The following is a 16,362-nucleotide window of genomic DNA, read 5'->3' on the forward strand; positions in this document are numbered from 1 at the left end:
ATGGTCTTCCCATCCAACTTTTTTTTAAAACTCAAGCCATCGTCATCATCAGCATCTCGATTAAAGATATCCGGCGCAGGCTTTAGAGGAATGATTGCTGGCGCTGCTACGGGAGCGTTCTACGTTGCCGCTAATTTCATGATTCCAGAACACTTTGCATTTGGCAAATTTGATCCGGCCTATATCACAAGCCCTGATAACGCCGCTTCGGCGGTCGTACTGTTTTGTCCTGCAATAGCAGGCGCAGCAGGCTTTGTTCTGCCGCCACACATCAAAAATATACTTCAGATATTCAAAATTGTGCCACGCCGTGGAGAGGCAACAATGGCTTCAGGCTCAGCTACGGCGGAAGCAGCAACGGCGGCTCCTTCTGCTGCCGCAGGGCAGCAGGCTGTTGAAGTCGTAACGGCGGCTCCTGCATCTGCCGCGCAAGAGCAGGCAAGCGCACAGCTTGCGCCACCGCCGCCTCTGCAAGCGCCCAACAACAACAGCATGGAAGACACGGTAGCCATGATAGAAGACATGGTGACCAAGAAGGTCGGAGAAGTCGTGACTGACGTGACCAGCATGAAGAATGAGGTAGCGTCTTTCAGAGACGACATAAGCAAGCTGAAAGGTGACATACAGAACCTCACGTTGTCGTTTGAATCGTCCCTGACCGACCTGAAGGCATTTCAGGCGGAGATGGTGAACCCCCTGAATTTCATGCGCAAGTACTTTGAGACGATGGACATCAAGAACCTGTCAGACCCCATTCAGGGCTTGCCCCACGTCGAACTGCCGGCAGCAAAGGTTCAGGGCCAAAAAAAGGAAGAACAAACGGCAGCAGTAGAGGAACAAAAACCAAAAGTTCATGACAATGACGACGATAAGCAACAAACCGATATTATTCCGGCCGAAAAAAAGCCCCTTGCGGGCTACGAACGCGGTGATGATGACAGCGACGTTGCCACCTCGAAGGCCTCGCTTGAAAAACTGCTACAACAACAGGCGACAGCAGAAGCCAGGGATGGAGAAGCAACGTTTCAGCAGCAGCATCAGCATCTACTTTCGCAGGCTGAAAAACTTGGAGATGAGGTTTCAATGGTAACAGGCTACTACAAGCAAGGCAACGAGAACGGAAATGGGAATGGAAATGGGAATGGAAACGGTCACGCAAACCCGCTTTTTCAGGGAAACCTAACCCTCGGCAAATTGATGTCGATGGTCTCGATACTGGACAAGCTGCTGTGCGACATGGGACCTGACGAGCTTGAGGCGCTGATCGAGCAATACAGGCAGTTTGGCCTCAAGGCAGAAGACGAAGCGGCGATATACAAAGTCGTAGGCATGCTGAAAGATTTTGGCATGTCTGCCGATGAGGCCATGATCAGGCTCTACAGGCTGGGCCAGATAATGGGCATCAAAGACGCCCAGGCAGATCTAGAGTATGCCAAGCTAAAGGCAAGGTCAAAATCTGCCAAGAATGCACCAGCCGCCGCTGCGGCGGCAAGCCGCGCAGGGACGTACAGGAGGAACGCGGATGGTTAGCGCGGGGATAACTGAGGGCATACTGCTGGTTGCCTCAGTCATCGTGGCCGCTTCTCTGTCAGGGATGGTCATAAGCAAGACCGGCGCCCTGAACTCGTCGTTTACGATCTCTGCCGAAGCGCAGAAAGACGTGATCCTGACAAAGATAAAAACGGTATATGTTTCGGGCAACAGCTCGTCGCCGGCCGTGACGGTGTGGGCCAAAAACATTGGCAGCACCCCGATAACCAACACGGACAAGCTGGACGTGTATTTTGGCAAGGTAGGATCGACAGCCAAGATACCCTACAATGCAGGGTCCGCTCCAAAATGGGCCTATAGCGCAAACATGACGCAGTGGCAGATCAAAGACACCGTCCAGATAGACATCACCACCGCAAGCAACCTCTCTCCAGGCAGCACATACGTTGTAAGGCTTGTGGCGCCAAACGGGGTTACGGACGAGTACCTGTTCTCAACTTAGCATATGACAATGATAGGGATGGGCTGAAAAAAGAAGATGGGCATAAGCAACGCGGTGTCTGGCGGGATAATGATGATCACTATGGTGTACGTCATGCTGACCATACCGGGTATGCTTGACAGAGATGCCGCGATGAGCAACACCATCGCCCAGAGGGCAAGGTCAGACGACGCAGAGCTAAAGACAGGCATCAGCATCACGTCAATATCGCTTGTGCCGGGAGGCTCTGCGATAAGCGTAGAGCTTGCCAACGACGGCAGCACCAAGCTGTGGGAGTATTCCAAGTTCACGGTGATAGCCGCCTACGACGCCAACGTCACGGGGAACAGGGCCAGGACTACAGAGGAGTTAGAGTACGGCGGCATTTCCGCCACGCCTGCGCAGGCAGGCCAGTGGGTCATCTCCTCTTTTGACTCGTCGATGGATTCGTACGTCGACCCGCAGGTGGTAAACCCCGGCGAGCAGTTTACCATCAAGCTAAAGCCCCAGAACCCCATATACGCGTCAAGCCCCTCTGCCTACATAACCGTGTCCACGCAGAACGGCGTGACTGCAAGCAAGGGAGGTACGCTCTAGCACGGCATGATAAGCACGGTTTCTACCAGCAACGAGGAAGTCGACAGGCAGTTTGGCGGAGGGCTCCCGCTTCCGTCGCTTGTGCTCGTGGAAGGCGAGCACGGCACGGGCAAGAGCGCGCTCACGGCGCAGTTCATGAAGGGGATGCTTGACTCAAAGCTGAAGGTGCTCTACATCACTACAGAGAGCAACATCAAAGACTACATTGCCAAGATGAAAAAGATAACGTTTGATTTCAGCCACCCCTTCCTGCAGAACAGGCTTTCAATACTGCAGGTGCAGGCTGACGGCATAACATGGTCTGAAAACCTGTCCAAGTATCTTCTTCCGGTTGTGAGCAGGTACATGAGTATAAACCTGAAAAAGTACGACGTGACGGTCATCGATTCCCTGTCCGTCCTTAGCATGCACTCTGACGCAAACACCGTTATGGACTTTTTCACGCGCTGCAAGTACCTTGTCTCAAACGGCATGTCCATCGTCATGACATTGCACCCCGGCGCCGTCAGCGAGGACGTTGCGCTGCGCATAAGGTCGACGTGCGACGGCTACCTGAAGATCCAGAACGCCATCGTGAGCGGCAGGAGCGTCAAGGTCATGGAGGTGGTAAAGCTCATAGGCTCATCGTCGCAGGTAACGTCGCAGTTCAGCTTCGAAGTCGACCAGAACTTTGGGATCAAGATAGTGCCAATATCGATGGCCAACGCATAAGAGGAGAAAAAGAGAGAAGAGACAATGAAAGCCGGCCTTGACCTGAAAAAAATCCTGCCCTTTCTTCCGGGCCAATCCAAGTCGAGCAGCACGCTTGACGAGACGCTGGTGTACTTTGTGACGTTTCTTTTCTCGCTGGCCACGGCAGAGATATCGCCGGCAAACCTGCTTAAAACCGCCGGCTCTGTTGGGTACGGAACTTATTCAAAGACGGTGACAGAGATCTACAACCTCGGCCTCAGGTGGCAGTACGGCATTGCAACTGCAGCTGGCATTGTCGCATCCCAGATGCCAAACGAGGAGTTCAAGCTGTTCCTCATGAAGCTGGAGCAGGTCATAAGGCTAGGAGACAGCCTGCGCGACTTCCTAAAGAGCGAGATGGCGGCCGTCGTCAATGCCTATGCCGCGGCGTACGAGAGGAGCATGGAGTCGCTCAAGCTCCTTCTTGGCATGTTCTCCACTCTGATGTCTACGGCGTCTTTCATGATAGCCGCGATGATGATAATGTCGATGATAGGGGGCGGAGACAGTTCTACGATAATCGTAGTCGCGTTTGCCACGATATCAGGCCTTGGAGCGTTTGCGTTTATGATGTACATGATATTCCCAAAGGACAAGTTGATGAATGAAAACGGGGAGCACCTGAGGCAGTTCAAGAAGATCTTTTTGCCGTCCGTGGGTGCAAGCGTGGCTATTGGCGTTGCTCTTTTGTTTGTCCCGCAGGTCCCAAGGGAGATTATCGTAAGCGCCGTTGGAGGACCGCTCATCCTGCCGGGCTTTATGGCTAGGAGGGTGGAAGGCAGGATCAAAAAACTGGACGAGTCGTTCCCTTCTTTCATACGCCACCTCACAGAGATATACTCAACCGTGGGCTCTCTTGGGCAGGCGCTCAAGACAGTAATGAAGAGCGATTTTGGCGGCCTGTCGACGCACGCAAGGTCCATGCTGAACAGGGTGCTGAACAGGGTCACGATGGAGCACGCCTTTGACCTCTTTTCCATTGACACGGGAAACGAGCTTATCACGGCAAGCAACAAGGTAATCTCAATCTCGATGGTCAAGGGGGCCAACATGATAGAGGTCGGAGAGACGCTGGCGCAGCTTACGGCAAGATTCAATGACCTGAGAAAAAAGAGGCAGCAGGTGTCAAAGGCTTTCGAGACAACAGTGCTCATCCTGCACGTCCTGACGGTGGCCGTCATGAGCTTTATGAAGGGCGTCTTTCAGTTCTTTGCAGACATATTTGGCCACCTTGACAAGAGCATGGGAGCAAGCGTCATCCAGCCAATTCCGCCAGACACAATGAACATTGTACTGCCGCTGATGATAGTCGCCCTGGCGTGCATAAACGGGCTTGTGATCAAGATCTCCCAGGGAGGGCTGTACAAGACGATGTGGTTTAACATCGGCCTGCTGCTTGTCATAGGCGGCGTAGTGTCGTTTGGAGTGCAGCAATTCGTAGGCGAGATGTTTGGCGACATCATTGGCGCAAACCCATTTGGCGACCTTGCCACTCAGGTCCCGTGACATACGCATACATACACATAAAAAAAGAAAAACAGTAAGAAGGCCATACGCACTTTTTTGCTGCTGCATATTTTTCTTGCGCCCTCTTCTACCGCCACCTCAAGTGTATGTAAATCGCTTGACTTGCTTGAGGATATAAAATCAGAAGTAGAATTCATGCCATGAAGGAGATAATGGACGCGGTGACTGACACGTTCAGCATTTTCGGGCCTAACACGTCAAAGGTCCTGATGTTTCATCTTGAAAACCAGTTTGGCCTAAAGCCAAAAGACATTCCAGACAAGCCGGAACGCTTTCACGCCATTTTGCAGCAGCTTTTTGGCAACTACGCGGCTTCGCTTGAGGTGGCCATCTGCAAGCAGATAAGGAATTCCAATCCGTCGCACAATTCAGAATTCGTGCGGTTTTTGGAGCACCACTCGCTACAGGAGGTAAAGGCAGCTTGAGCACGTCCATTGACATTGTCAACACAATCCTGTCGTCAGTTACGACGGTAGAACTCATGAAGCTCTTCCAAAAGAATCCAAACCTCATAGACACGATGGAAGGCGTGGCCAAGAGAATAGGGCAGACCGCGATGCAGGTTGAAAACGACGTCGACAAGCTGGTAGACCTTGGCGTACTTGTCAAGATTCCATCTGGCAAGACGACAGTGCTCGTGCTTGACAAAAAGAGGGCCCATGAAATAGACACCAAGATTGAGAACATGCTTGGGCGACAGCAGGGAGGTGCCTGAAAGAAAAATGGCAAAGGGCCGCGCACCGACAGGCATTTCAGAGTTTGACGCCATGCTCAACGGCGGGTTCATGAAGGGAGACTGCGTCCTAGTAACTGGAGCGGCAGGAACGGGTAAGACCAACCTTGCGCTGCAGTTCCTGTACAACGGCGTGGTAAAGTACGGCGAAAACGCGGTGTACGTCACGTTTGAGCAGATGCCGGACCAGATTTACCGCGACGCAAAAAACCTTGGCATGAATCTGGAAAAGCTCGAGGAAGAAAACAGGCTCAAGGTCATTTCCACGTCGCCGGACGTCCTTGTCCAGAACCAGGACATGATCTCCGAGTTTTCATCCGAACGCGCTGAAAGAATAGTCATAGACTCGATAAGCTACTTTGAGCTGTCCCGCAAGAATTCCGTCAGAGACGAGATATACACGCTCATAAGATACCTCAAGACAAAGGGCGCGACGTCGATGCTCCTGCACGAGGCGCAGGCAGACACTGCACACGGCTTTGGGTCCTACGACCACGGCCTCAGTTTCCTGGCAGACACTGTCGTCGTGCTAAAGTACGTGGAGATCGAGTCGGCCATCAGGCGCGCAGTTGCAATACTAAAGATGCGCGGAAGCGACCACGAAAAGACGCTCCGTGAGATCAGGATAACGTCCAAAGGGATCGAAGTCGGCGGATCGTTTGAGCAGTGGGAAGGAGTGCTAAGTGGAGCCCCGCACAAGTCCTTTGCCCTCAGGGTATCAAAGGCGTTTGGCGGGATCTGATACACTGTGGTAGTAAAATGATGGGATGCCAATATCATGCTCTCATCCCACCAGACTCAATCAAGGAAATGGCAGGCATTTGTCTTTGCGCTGGCAATAGCAGGCTCCTCTGCAGGCATACTTGCTGCAACAGTCATTGCAGGCGATTTTGAAAGCCGCCAGGCAAGCAGCGTGCTTTTCCTGGCTTCAGGAGCCATGGGCCTGATAGTATTCTTTCAAGAAATGTACGCGTTTTACGTCACAAACAGCAGGAGGATCCTGTGGATGTCTGCAGGGTTCTTTACGCTTGGCATAGGCATGATAGGAAACGCCATAACCACTGGCGGAAGCCTGGATGCCGCCCTTGACTCGTACGTAAGCGCGTCAGAGCTGTTCAGGGGGACGAGCGAGTTTGCGGCGGCAATTTTCATCCTACTTGGCACCTTGCGGTCAGACAAGAGCATCCGGGAGAACATGGAGTTCAAGGCGTACATCCTAGTCGCAGTCATCATGGTCACCACGGCGTCAATCATAATCTACATCTCTACAATCCAGGAAAGCCTTTCCGTGCCGCTTTACAGCAGCCAGTACGGGTGGAGCCCCTTTTCTCTGTACATAGAATTGCACGTCTTGATATTTTTCGCAGTGACCTGCACAGTATACGTCAGCATCCGCAAAAAGAACAACAACAGCCAGATCCTCTTTTGGTTCATCATCGGTTTTGTTCTTTTGACGTTCTCGGAGCTGTCCTTTACCATCGACAAGGTTCTCGACCTTGGCGCGTCCAGCTCCCTGATATGGATGGGAAGGCTTTTCCTGCTTGCAGGCTTTGCTACTTTTGTACTAGGCCTCAATAGGACCCGCTGACAGCAGAAGAGCGGCAGTAGCTAGTCAATTACGTCATTATAAGGACATTTTTCGGACATTAGGCATTAAGCGTGAGTGCATAAACTGATACTATTCTTACCGATTAACATACTATGTTTAAATGTAGATTTAAATAATGGTTCGTATAATCATTTACATACAGAAATGGTGGACGAGGTGCGGTTGGCGGCTCTGGTAGTTATTGTCACCGTAGCTATACCCGTATTTCTCATTACAAGCGGGGCCAAGACCATGCTGTCCGGCTTTTCTCTGCCAGTGCCCCGTTCTGCTGTCGCAATGTCAAGCGACAGCAATAGTAATCCACCATCATCGTCATCTGTAGAACATTTTGCAAAAAATAACCCGGAGCAGGCGCTTTACGCCATGTATGACTCTCAAGCGGCAGAAGAGCTGGACCGCTGTTACGACTCTTCTTCAGATAAAGAACTGTGCGACGGATCGGTGGACCTCATAGTTGACAGCTGTACAAACTCGCAAGTGGACCTGACCGTGTGCCACGATCCGAGAATAGAACAGATTGTAGCCTCCAAGAAGGCCTGATTCGCAGGTACATAGAGCATCATCATCTCGCTTTACTTGGTATTTTCAAAGAACGTCTTGAAAACGCTGATTATTGGCAGGTTGTTGGTGTAAAAGCCGTGTGGCTTTATCTTGTCAGACTTGCTTGCGCCAAGCAGCATCACTACAATGTCCTTGTTGTCGATTAGCACGAAATCCACCATCTTTTCTTCAATGCCGCTGTTTACCACGATGTTGCTACCCTCAAGGTTTGTGCCGATGTAGTCCTGGATGTTCTTGCAGGACGTTTGCAGGTGCACCGAGATGCCCCTCTTTGTCAGCGCCGTCAGATCATCTACGATGCCAGTGTGGTAAAAACTGGCAAACGTCTTTTCGCTGACAAGCAGCATAATCTCCTCGTGGGCATCAAGGATCACACGCTTGACCGTCGAGATTATGGAATTTTCCCCGCTCAGTATCTGGTAGCTCTCTTTTTCTTCAATGGACGAAAGCGACATGCTGCGGGACAGCCTTTCTAGCATGCTGCAATAGTCAGCCTTGGATTCGGCAAGTCGCTGCAACGCCCCGCGGCGCGTCTCGATCAAGTGATCCAAGGCCTTCTCGAGAGGAAGCGCATAGTATTTCTGCGGCCTGTCAAAAGTGGAAAAGACTACGCCTTTTCGCATGAGGCCGGTTATGTAGTTGTAGGTTTCGGTGCGACCGATGTCATTGTAGCGCGAGATGTCGGTCGCAGTGGACTGTTTGCGGATTATTAGATAGACTAGAATACGGGCCTCCTTTGCGCTCAATCCCAGTTCCTGCAGGCCCGCAAGCACTTCATCATACATTGCGTAAATTGACGGATCGTAGGTAGAAGTACCGAATTTTTGCAGGAATCCGTTCAACTGCCCGAGGATCGGCTCCATTTTTAGGAACTAGTCAAGGTAAATCAAAGTATTTAAGCTTGAGCTTTTCATGAGATTGAAAGCAATAGTGTAGAAAGGGCCCTGTACGCGCCCAACATGCGGCGGGGTACATGGTGCGGTCGTCAGTTGTAGAATTCGCCGGGGATATGTGCAGTCATTTTCTGCCAGCATTCAACGCAGTAGTTCAGGTCGTCATCCTGAAAGATCTCTGCCTCTTTGTCGCACATGCAGCATCGCTCGTCATATTCCATGAGAAATCACTTGCAGTCTGGTTACTACAATGTTTGCACGTAAAAACAAAGACATATGCGTATTACAAGATCCCTGCAAAAGAAGAAAGGAGAGCAATTGCCAAGTCGCCTATGAACACCATTGCCGCAAGGCCTGCAAGCATGTATACAAGGAATGGAATGCCGGGCATGACCCAGACGCCCACTTGAGATTCAAAAGGCGTATCCTCTGCAGGCTTTAGTGAAAAATCAAATTTCCTGACGCCTCCGCAGTTTTTTTCCATCAAGAAGGCAAAACCAGAACCATTGGAGCGGTGCCCAAGCAGGACAGCCAGCGCTTTTCTCGTGGTTGTCTCCCCTTCCATGCCGGCAAAAAGTGAGGATCGGTGCCTCGCTCCGTACTGCGCGTTTTTTACCATGTTGACAACCAAGTGCGTAAAAGACAGAATGGCTGCATTTGAGAGCAGCATGAGCGGCGACAGCGGGTGCGCTTGTCCTTTCGCTGAAATGCCTTCCAGAAAAAACCTGCCGTCATACGTAGGAAGGAGAGCAGCAAAGACCACCAGCGCAAGGGCATCGGCACCGCCAAACAGCCCCGTCCGGTAAAGCAGGTAGGAGGCCGCACCGCCAAGGCCCATCGAGAGTGTGGCAATCGTAATGTCCATTTGCCGAAAGTCAAAAAAGTAGAGCACGGCTGCGACGGCTCCAAACGCCACCCACAAGCGATCATCCACATACCGCTGCCTCATGTCCATGGCTGCGGCTATTCCAAACATGCCAAAGGCTATGCAGATGCGCACTAGTGCAAGGTCGGCAGTACCATCCATCATACAATATGGTGCTTCTGGTACTCGGCGTGCTGCCTCTTAATGGCCTGCACGGACTAGATTTGACACACACGCATATACGCGCACAAGGCAGTTTCAGGAACCGCCTTTGGCAGGGCTGAGACATTTTGTGGTTGTTGTCAATGGGAGGGCAGAAGCGACGAGAAAGAGAATCAGGCCTTGACTGTTTTCAAAATATTCCCTTGGAACCCATCACAAATGGCGATATCTTGTTTTTCATCACCGAGACGACATCCGACCCTGAATCCAAAAGCAGCAGGACAAAGAATTTCTGGTTTCCAACAACTATGGGCAGAGTGACCCGGGCGATGTCGTCATGGTACGTCACCGTATACTGTATTCTGCCCAGCCGATTTTCAAAGTGAGCCAAAAGTATTGCTGCAATAGTCATCTGTATCGCGTACTGCATGGCTTCCTTTTCGTCGACAAAGGGCGTCTCCCGGTAAGTCATGGCGACAATATCGCCAATGTGGTCCACCAAGGCGAAAAATATTACTGCAGTATCCAGAGCAAGAATCTTTTCGCAAAATTCATGGAACCTGTCTTGTGAAGCCATCTGATAATACCTTTTATCTTACTAGTTCAGCTGCCGCTGCGGCAGCGGCGGCAAGATGGCATATTCAGAATACGCAAAGAGGTTTTTTGTGATTCCAAGACGAGACGACATCATCATAAGCATTTGTCGAACATGGAGCAATTACCTTGGCGATTAATAAATCAAGTGATAGTATAACGCATAGTGCAGCATTAATTAATTAAAGGCATCAGGGCCACTGCAGAATGTGAAGTTTACGCTTGCCGACGCCCATGCAAGGCAGTTATCCAGAAAACAAGTCGCGCAACTTTTTGCACGGCCAAACCTGCTGAGGCTCGCATTTCTGGATGAAAAGGGCAGGCCAATGGTCCACCCCGTCTGGTACTACTATAGCAGGGGCAAGTTCTATTTTGCCACCGACAGAAATGGCAGAAAGGCAGGCGCCCTCCGCAAGAATCCCGACGTCTATTTCCTTGTCGATGAAAACCCATCAGGCGAGCCGCCGCTTGGCGTCAGGGGCAGGGGCACCGCCAAAGTGATTGACGATTCGAAGTACGCGACCAGAGTCACGAGGCGCTGCGTGAAAAGGTACCTTGGCACGACAAAGAGCAAGAGCGCCAAGATGGTGATTGCAATGGGCCCCGATTCGTGCGTGGTAGAGGTAACGCCAAGTGCAATGGCGAGCTGGAAGTTCTAGCCTACTGCTTTTTTCAATTCATCATAGGCGTGCCTTACCTCATCAATGGCAGCCCCGTCCTCAAGCGTGGTGATGTCGCCTATCTTGTCGCCACATGCAATCGCCTTTAGCAGCCGGCGCATTATCTTGCCAGAGCGTGTCTTTGGAAGCTTGCCGACAAAATACACCTCGTCAGGCGTCGCTATCGGCCCCACGGTCTTGCGTATGTGCTCTACGATCTCTTTGCGCAGCGCATCAGGTGCCGCTGTCGTCCCTTCCTTTACGACAAGAAATGCGATTATCGACTCGCCTTTTGTCGTGTCAGGCTTGCTTGCCACGGCAGCTTCAGCTATGGCCCTGTGCGACACAAACGCGCTTTCAAGCTCCATCGTGCCAAGCCTGTGACCCGCCACTTTTAGCACGTCGTCTGCCCTGCCAAGGAGCCACAGGTAGCCGTCCTTGTCCACAAGCGCATAGTCGCCTGGATAGTAGACGCCTTCAAACTTGCTCCAGTAGGTTTTCTTGTATTTCTCGTCGTCGCCCCACAGCGAAAGGAGCATCCCCGGCCAAGGCTTTCTCACCACGATGTAGCCCTTTGTCCCCGGCGGTACTGGATTGCCGTTGTCGTCAACCACCGCCGCGTCGACTCCGGGCACGGGAAAGGTTGCAGAGCCGGGCTTCATCGGCACAAAGTCGATGCCGGTGCAGGCAGAGAGCATGATGCCTCCGGTTTCAGTCTGCCACCAGGTATCGATTATCGGCCGGCGCCTTTTTCCAATTGTCGTAAAGTACCACTGCCACACCTCCGGGTTTATCGGCTCGCCCACCGTGCCAAGCAGGCGCAGCGACGAAAGGTCAAACGAGTTTGGCACCGCGTCGCCATACTTCATGTACATGCGCAGCGCAGTCGGCGTCGTGTAGAGGATGGTTGCGCCGTGCTTTTCTGCAACAGCCCAGTACCTGTCCGGCCTTGGGTGGTCCGGCGCGCCGTCGTACATTATCTCCGTGACCCCGTGCATCAGAGGCGCGTACACCATATAGCTGTGGCCCGTCACCCAGCCAATGTCTGCGGTGCAAAAGAATATGTCATCTTTTTTAAAGTCAAAGACCCACTTGGCGGTGGCGTACAGGTGCACCAGGTAGCCGGCCGTCCCGTGCATCACGCCCTTTGGCTTGCCAGTCGTTCCCGAAGTATACAGTATGTAAAGCGGGTGCGTGCTCTCTACCATTTCCGGCTCGCAAAACGCCGGCACTTTATCAATGGCCTCGTGCCACCACACGTCCTTTGGCCCCATCCTCACCTCGTTTCCTGCACGGCGCAACACCACCACGTGCTGGACGGAGGGCGTCTGTACAAGCGACTCGTCTACGACCTTTTTCAGGTCGACCAATTTTCCCTTGCGAAAGCCGCCGTCTGCCGTCACTATCACTTTGGACTGCGCGTCATTTACTCTATCAATTAGCGCCTGCGAGCTAAAGCCTGAAAAAACTACAGAGTGAGTCGCCCCAATCCTTGCGCACGCAAGCATCGCCACGGGGAGCTCTGGCACCAGCGGCATGTATATCGTGACCCTGTCGCCCTTTTGCACGCCAAGGCTCTTGAGGACGTTTGCAAACCTGTTGACAAGCCGGTACAGCTGGAAATACGTGAGCGTACGGGACTCGCCGCTTTCGCTCTCCCAGATGATTGCGGCCTTGTTCTTGACGTCTGTAGCAATGTGCCGGTCAAGGCAGTTGACAGAGGCATTGAGAAGGCCGCCGGAAAACCAGCGCGCAAAGGGCGGGTTCCAGTCAAGCACGCGGTCCCACGGCCTGTGCCAGTCAAGGCCCCGGGCCTGCTTTGCCCAGAATTTTTCCGGGTCTGAAAGCGCTTCCTTTGACATATCCTCCAGCGCCGTGCCGGGCCGGACAGTCACCTTGACTCCGCTTGACTCTTCGTACAGCTTTGAAGGCTTGCCTGACGACAATCACCAACCAAAAGCCGAATTTGTTTTAAAAACGGATCGCTTGCACGGCGGCAGTAGTAGCAGGAGCGGCAAGGCGCGCCCTGCAGACATCCTTCTTTTTCTTTCTGGCGCGCACGACGGCATTTGGCGATGATGACAATATCATCAGTTCGCGCTGGCCCGTCCGGCGCGATGCGTTGCAGTTTATCAGGCGCTCGACCCTTGCAGTCTTTATCGTAAAGTCGCCGTACAGGTCGCGTATTTTGCGCGTGTCGGAATTAGAGAGGATTACAGCGCATCCAAGGTCGTGCAGGCGTACAAACTCGCCGGCAAGCTCCACATGGTCATGCCAGCCAAAACTCTCACGGGTGTAATCTACAAAGTTTGCAGTCTTGGTCAGCGGCAAATAGGGAGGGTCAAAGTACACGACGTCGCCTTTTGCGCACGACCTCGTTGTCTGGGTGTAGCTTGCGTGTGTTATCCTGACGCCGTCGCGCGCAAGCACGCCGGCGGCTGAAAAAAGCGCGTCTCGGTTGCATATCGTCGGGCGCTCGTACGTGCCGTGCGGGACGTTGAACCTGCCGGACCGGTTAACGCGAAAGAGTCCGTTGTAGCAGGTCCGGTTCAAAAAGATCATCCTTGCGGCCCGCTCGACCCCGCTTGTAGGCTCTAGGTCGCGTACAGAGTAATAGTACCTCTCCCGTCCTGCATAGTAGTTTTGCTGGTGCTCTTGCAGCAACTCGACCAGCTCGGCGGTCCTGTCGCGCACCTGCAGGTACACGTTAATCAATTCGTAATTGGAATCAGAAAGCACTGCTTCAAAGCGCGGCCTTGACTGTACAAGGTGAAAGAACAGGGCCCCGCTTCCGAGAAAGGGCTCAAAGTAGCGGTCGAGCCTTTCAGGGCAGAACTGGGCAAGCATGTGCACAAGACGGCGTTTGCCGCCAGCCCATTTCAGAAAAGGCCCCACGTTTTCCAAGATGCATTGAGATGTGTTTTCAAGCTTAAAAAAAGCCGGGTGCAAACAGTACGATCCCGGGCGATCTAAACCCTGACTTGCGCACAACTTTTGTCCTAAAACATACTGACTAGTGCTTTTATACGTACAGCATGGACAACCCAGAGTCTTTCAAAACTTGCCAGAGGGGGAGGGTGGTGACGACAGTGTCCAGATAAGCGGAGACAGGCTCAAGGTGCTCCTTGAAAGTGCGCTTGCCATGTTTGGCGGTCCAGGCAAGGAGTACATAATGGAAGACCTTGCCCGCCACGGGATTACGTTTGACAGTAAATCGCACTACACCCTCGTACAGATAAAAAACGCCCTTTCAATAATCCTCGGCGAGGATGGCGCGGCTCTTGTCACGGACAGGATGTGCAGGGAACTAGGACGCGCCTAGAGACGTATGACGTTCTTTGACGCAAGCCGGATGTCTTCGGGTTTTATCGTCTTTCTGCCGGCGTGTATCGAGAATTCTGCGGCCTGCTTGGCTATCCTCTCTGCCGCCTCCTCCAGAACCTTCCGAAGCTCGTCTGCCGCGTCGTCGCTCACGCGCTCGGCGCCGGACTTTTTCATTATGCGGTACATGGCCGCAAGGCCAAACTCTGGACCTGATGAAGACACAGGTCAGGGATGGCGGCCGTCTGTTAAAAGTTTTAATTCCATTTCGCAGGCATGCAGCCGTGTTGCTGTACGACGCGCACGTGCACCTGACAGACAGCGAGTACTCTGGCTATCTCGATCACGTATTTTCGTCTCTTTACGCAATGAGGATTGTAGCGTGCTCGGTCGCAGTCGACCTAGAGACCACCAAGAAAAGCTTGCGGCTGTTCAAGGACCGCAAGGATGTCATAAAGCAGTTTGTCGGCATCCACCCCGAGTTTGCCGCCAGAGAAGACCTAGACAAGTTTGTGCAGGTGGCAAGGGACAACATGGCATCGATTGACGGTATTGGCGAGATAGGGCTGGACGGCACGTACGAGGCAGAAAGAGGCGTCCCGTACGAGAGGCAAAAGCAGGTGTTTCATGCCATGCTTGCGCTTGCAGAATCTGAAGGCAAGCCGGTGTCGATACATTCCCGGCGGGCCCTTGACGACATACTTGCCATCCTGCCGTCTTTTCGCCTAAGGGGTGCGCTCTTGCACTGGTTTGCAGGAAGCAAAAAGCAGCTTGCCAGGTCGATGGACATGGGCCTGTACGTGTCGTACGGCCCGGCGCTTGTCTACTCTGACGACAAGAAAGTGCTTCTGAAACACACGCGCCGTGACCGCTTTCTTGTCGAAACAGACGGGCCGGTCAGGTATTCGAGGTGTTTTGAAGGCAAGCCGGCGCTTCCCACGTCGTTTCTGCCAAGCGTCGTCGCCTCTGCCGCCGCAGTCTTGGGCGTCTCGTACGGCGAGGCCGCGGAAACGACAGCCCGAAACACAGAAGCGTTCCTTGGGTCACAACAATTATAAATTATGTCGCACTCGCCTCCTCCGTAGAGAGATATATAATGAACCGAATAAAGCGCATTTCCACCGAGCTCCTCCAAAAGTACCCTGACAAGTTTGGGCTCGAATTTGACGCTAACAAAAAGGCCCTCAGCGAAGTGGCCGTCGTCAAGTCCAAGGTCCTGAGAAACGAGCTTGCAGGCTACATAACCTCCCACCTTCGCAAAAAGGCGGCGCAGGAAAAGGCATCCTCTGCCATGGCTGAAGAAGAGGAAGCGGAAGAAGCAGGGACCGAGGAAGAATCGACCGAATAAGCGCATATGATAAAAATCAGGCTGCTGGGCGGCGCAAAAAAAGCCGTCGGCAGGTCTTCTCTCGACTTTGACAGGAAGCAGGCATCTGTTTCAGAGATTTTGACGTTTTTGCAAGGCATCTCGCAAGAGCCAAGGCTCTTGCAGGCAGGCAACCTCATTATAGCGGTAAACGGAGTCGACTCGCAGGCGCTGTCCGGCCCAGACACCATGGCCAAGGAGGGCGATACGGTTACAATAGTCACGGTGGTGCATGGCGGGATGGAAGACAACAGGTTGTCGTTGTGGAATGTCCTTGTGGCTGGCGTGTACAAGTTAGACGATAAGGACACAGGCAAGCTGCTTGACAGGCTGCGGGCGGAAAATCCGAAAGTGATGGTGCAGGCAGCCGATGCGGCCGCAGTTTACGGGCGCGACCACGCGCTTGGAGCCCTCGACATTGTCCTTGAAGCGATGGCAAGAAACATCATGATTGCAAACAGGCCGGAGACAGAGGTGCTGCTGCGCCTTGCGTGCACAGACCAGATAGCAGAGGCCTTGAAAAGGGCGCGCCTTAGAGAAGGCGAGGCAGGATGCTTTATTGCGTTTTCAACTGACGCGCAGGCCTTGAAAAAATTTGGCGAGCAGATCTCGCACGAGTTTACGCTTGACGACTCGGTCATTTTGCAGAGCAGAGAAAAAAGAAAAGCGCTTGCAAAAACAGTCGGCATTTCCCAAGAGGTTGATGACGACAAAGAATTCCTTGATTTGCTGCTAGAGCGTGCAGCGATACTGATAAGGAAGAACTAGTTG

At 52.7% G+C, this 16,362-nt stretch carries 22 protein-coding genes; 15 read left to right on the top strand and 7 right to left on the bottom strand.

Annotated features, from left to right (window positions below):
- From NTE_RS10590 to NTE_RS10635, 10 genes are all read left to right on the top strand, one after another.
- Positions 1-1,530 carry a hypothetical protein gene (locus NTE_RS10590; RefSeq protein ID WP_148700988.1) on the top strand — a complete coding sequence of 510 codons (1,530 nt, stop codon included), beginning with the start codon at positions 1-3 and terminating at the stop codon, positions 1,528-1,530.
- Complete coding sequence (locus NTE_RS10595) at positions 1,523-1,993, top strand: hypothetical protein (RefSeq protein ID WP_158385435.1); 471 nt, start codon at positions 1,523-1,525, stop codon at positions 1,991-1,993. Before NTE_RS10590 ends, NTE_RS10595 begins: the two co-directional genes overlap by 8 nt.
- A 36-nt stretch (positions 1,994-2,029) precedes the next feature.
- The gene (locus NTE_RS10600) at positions 2,030-2,569 is read left to right on the top strand and encodes a hypothetical protein (RefSeq protein WP_148700990.1); all 540 of its coding nucleotides are present in this window, start codon (positions 2,030-2,032) and stop codon (positions 2,567-2,569) included.
- Between the two features lie 6 nt (positions 2,570-2,575).
- A complete protein-coding gene (locus tag NTE_RS10605) occupies positions 2,576-3,280 on the top strand; it encodes an ATPase domain-containing protein (protein WP_148700991.1) in 705 nt (234 codons plus the stop codon).
- A gap of 24 nt (positions 3,281-3,304) precedes the next feature.
- The gene (locus tag NTE_RS10610) at positions 3,305-4,807 is read left to right on the top strand and encodes a type II secretion system F family protein (RefSeq protein WP_148700992.1); all 1,503 of its coding nucleotides are present in this window, start codon (positions 3,305-3,307) and stop codon (positions 4,805-4,807) included.
- Between the two features lie 161 nt (positions 4,808-4,968).
- Positions 4,969-5,253 (top strand): NitrOD5 domain-containing protein, encoded by a 285-nt coding sequence (locus NTE_RS10615; RefSeq protein ID WP_148700993.1) that lies wholly within the window; start codon positions 4,969-4,971, stop codon positions 5,251-5,253.
- The gene (locus tag NTE_RS10620) at positions 5,250-5,543 is read left to right on the top strand and encodes a hypothetical protein (protein ID WP_148700994.1); all 294 of its coding nucleotides are present in this window, start codon (positions 5,250-5,252) and stop codon (positions 5,541-5,543) included. The genes NTE_RS10615 and NTE_RS10620 overlap by 4 nt, the downstream gene beginning before the upstream one ends.
- A gap of 7 nt (positions 5,544-5,550) precedes the next feature.
- A complete protein-coding gene (locus NTE_RS10625) occupies positions 5,551-6,303 on the top strand; it encodes an RAD55 family ATPase (protein WP_148700995.1) in 753 nt (250 codons plus the stop codon).
- 36 nt (positions 6,304-6,339) lie between these two features.
- Positions 6,340-7,149 carry an MASE3 domain-containing protein gene (locus tag NTE_RS10630; protein WP_148700996.1) on the top strand — a complete coding sequence of 270 codons (810 nt, stop codon included), beginning with the start codon at positions 6,340-6,342 and terminating at the stop codon, positions 7,147-7,149.
- Positions 7,150-7,332: 183 nt separating this feature from the next.
- Entirely contained in the window at positions 7,333-7,710 is a 378-nt protein-coding gene (locus tag NTE_RS10635) for a hypothetical protein (RefSeq protein ID WP_148700997.1), read from the top strand.
- A 32-nt stretch (positions 7,711-7,742) separates the two neighbouring features.
- Here the strand turns inward: NTE_RS10635 and NTE_RS10640 are convergent, their stop codons facing one another.
- The 4 genes from NTE_RS10640 to NTE_RS10650 form a co-directional block, all read right to left on the bottom strand.
- Positions 7,743-8,594 carry a TrmB family transcriptional regulator gene (locus tag NTE_RS10640; protein WP_148700998.1) on the bottom strand — a complete coding sequence of 284 codons (852 nt, stop codon included), beginning with the start codon at positions 8,592-8,594 and terminating at the stop codon, positions 7,743-7,745.
- Positions 8,595-8,716: 122 nt separating this feature from the next.
- The gene (locus NTE_RS17355) at positions 8,717-8,845 is read right to left on the bottom strand and encodes a hypothetical protein (RefSeq protein WP_264357905.1); all 129 of its coding nucleotides are present in this window, start codon (positions 8,843-8,845) and stop codon (positions 8,717-8,719) included.
- A 62-nt stretch (positions 8,846-8,907) separates the two neighbouring features.
- Positions 8,908-9,654 (bottom strand): prepilin peptidase, encoded by a 747-nt coding sequence (locus tag NTE_RS10645; protein ID WP_148700999.1) that lies wholly within the window; start codon positions 9,652-9,654, stop codon positions 8,908-8,910.
- A gap of 187 nt (positions 9,655-9,841) precedes the next feature.
- Complete coding sequence (locus NTE_RS10650; RefSeq protein WP_148701000.1) at positions 9,842-10,228, bottom strand: hypothetical protein; 387 nt, start codon at positions 10,226-10,228, stop codon at positions 9,842-9,844.
- 226 nt (positions 10,229-10,454) lie between these two features.
- Between NTE_RS10650 and NTE_RS10655 the strand changes: the two genes are divergently transcribed.
- Positions 10,455-10,904, top strand: a complete 450-nt coding sequence (locus tag NTE_RS10655; protein WP_158385438.1) for a pyridoxamine 5'-phosphate oxidase family protein — start codon at positions 10,455-10,457, stop codon at positions 10,902-10,904.
- Here NTE_RS10655 and acs read toward each other — a convergent pair.
- Positions 10,901-12,799 (bottom strand): acetate--CoA ligase, encoded by a 1,899-nt coding sequence (acs, locus tag NTE_RS10660; RefSeq protein ID WP_420835307.1) that lies wholly within the window; start codon positions 12,797-12,799, stop codon positions 10,901-10,903. The genes NTE_RS10655 and acs overlap by 4 nt on opposite strands.
- A gap of 76 nt (positions 12,800-12,875) precedes the next feature.
- Positions 12,876-13,799, bottom strand: coding sequence for a DNA adenine methylase (locus tag NTE_RS10665; RefSeq protein WP_226987273.1), 924 nt, complete (start codon positions 13,797-13,799; stop codon positions 12,876-12,878).
- Between the two features lie 166 nt (positions 13,800-13,965).
- On the opposite strand from NTE_RS10665, the gene NTE_RS10670 reads away from it, so the two are divergent.
- A complete protein-coding gene (locus tag NTE_RS10670) occupies positions 13,966-14,226 on the top strand; it encodes a hypothetical protein (protein WP_148701003.1) in 261 nt (86 codons plus the stop codon).
- Here the strand turns inward: NTE_RS10670 and NTE_RS10675 are convergent.
- Positions 14,223-14,450, bottom strand: a complete 228-nt coding sequence (locus NTE_RS10675) for a histone family protein (protein WP_226986961.1) — start codon at positions 14,448-14,450, stop codon at positions 14,223-14,225. The genes NTE_RS10670 and NTE_RS10675 overlap by 4 nt on opposite strands.
- Before the next feature lie 59 nt (positions 14,451-14,509).
- Between NTE_RS10675 and NTE_RS10680 the strand changes: the two genes are divergently transcribed.
- Genes NTE_RS10680 through cgi121 form a run of 3 tightly spaced genes read left to right on the top strand, consistent with a single transcriptional unit; the run spans position 14,510 to position 16,359 of the window.
- Positions 14,510-15,283: a TatD family hydrolase gene (locus NTE_RS10680; RefSeq protein ID WP_226986962.1), complete on the top strand. Its 774-nt coding sequence runs from the start codon at positions 14,510-14,512 to the stop codon at positions 15,281-15,283.
- Positions 15,284-15,321: 38 nt separating this feature from the next.
- Positions 15,322-15,573: a 30S ribosomal protein S17e gene (locus NTE_RS10685; RefSeq protein WP_148701005.1), complete on the top strand. Its 252-nt coding sequence runs from the start codon at positions 15,322-15,324 to the stop codon at positions 15,571-15,573.
- Between the two features lie 6 nt (positions 15,574-15,579).
- Positions 15,580-16,359, top strand: a complete 780-nt coding sequence (gene cgi121 / locus NTE_RS10690; protein WP_148701006.1) for a KEOPS complex subunit Cgi121 — start codon at positions 15,580-15,582, stop codon at positions 16,357-16,359.
- Positions 16,360-16,362: the final 3 nt, after the last annotated feature.

This window comes from Candidatus Nitrososphaera evergladensis SR1, assembly GCF_000730285.1.
Taxonomy (GTDB): domain Archaea; phylum Thermoproteota; class Nitrososphaeria; order Nitrososphaerales; family Nitrososphaeraceae; genus Nitrososphaera; species Nitrososphaera evergladensis.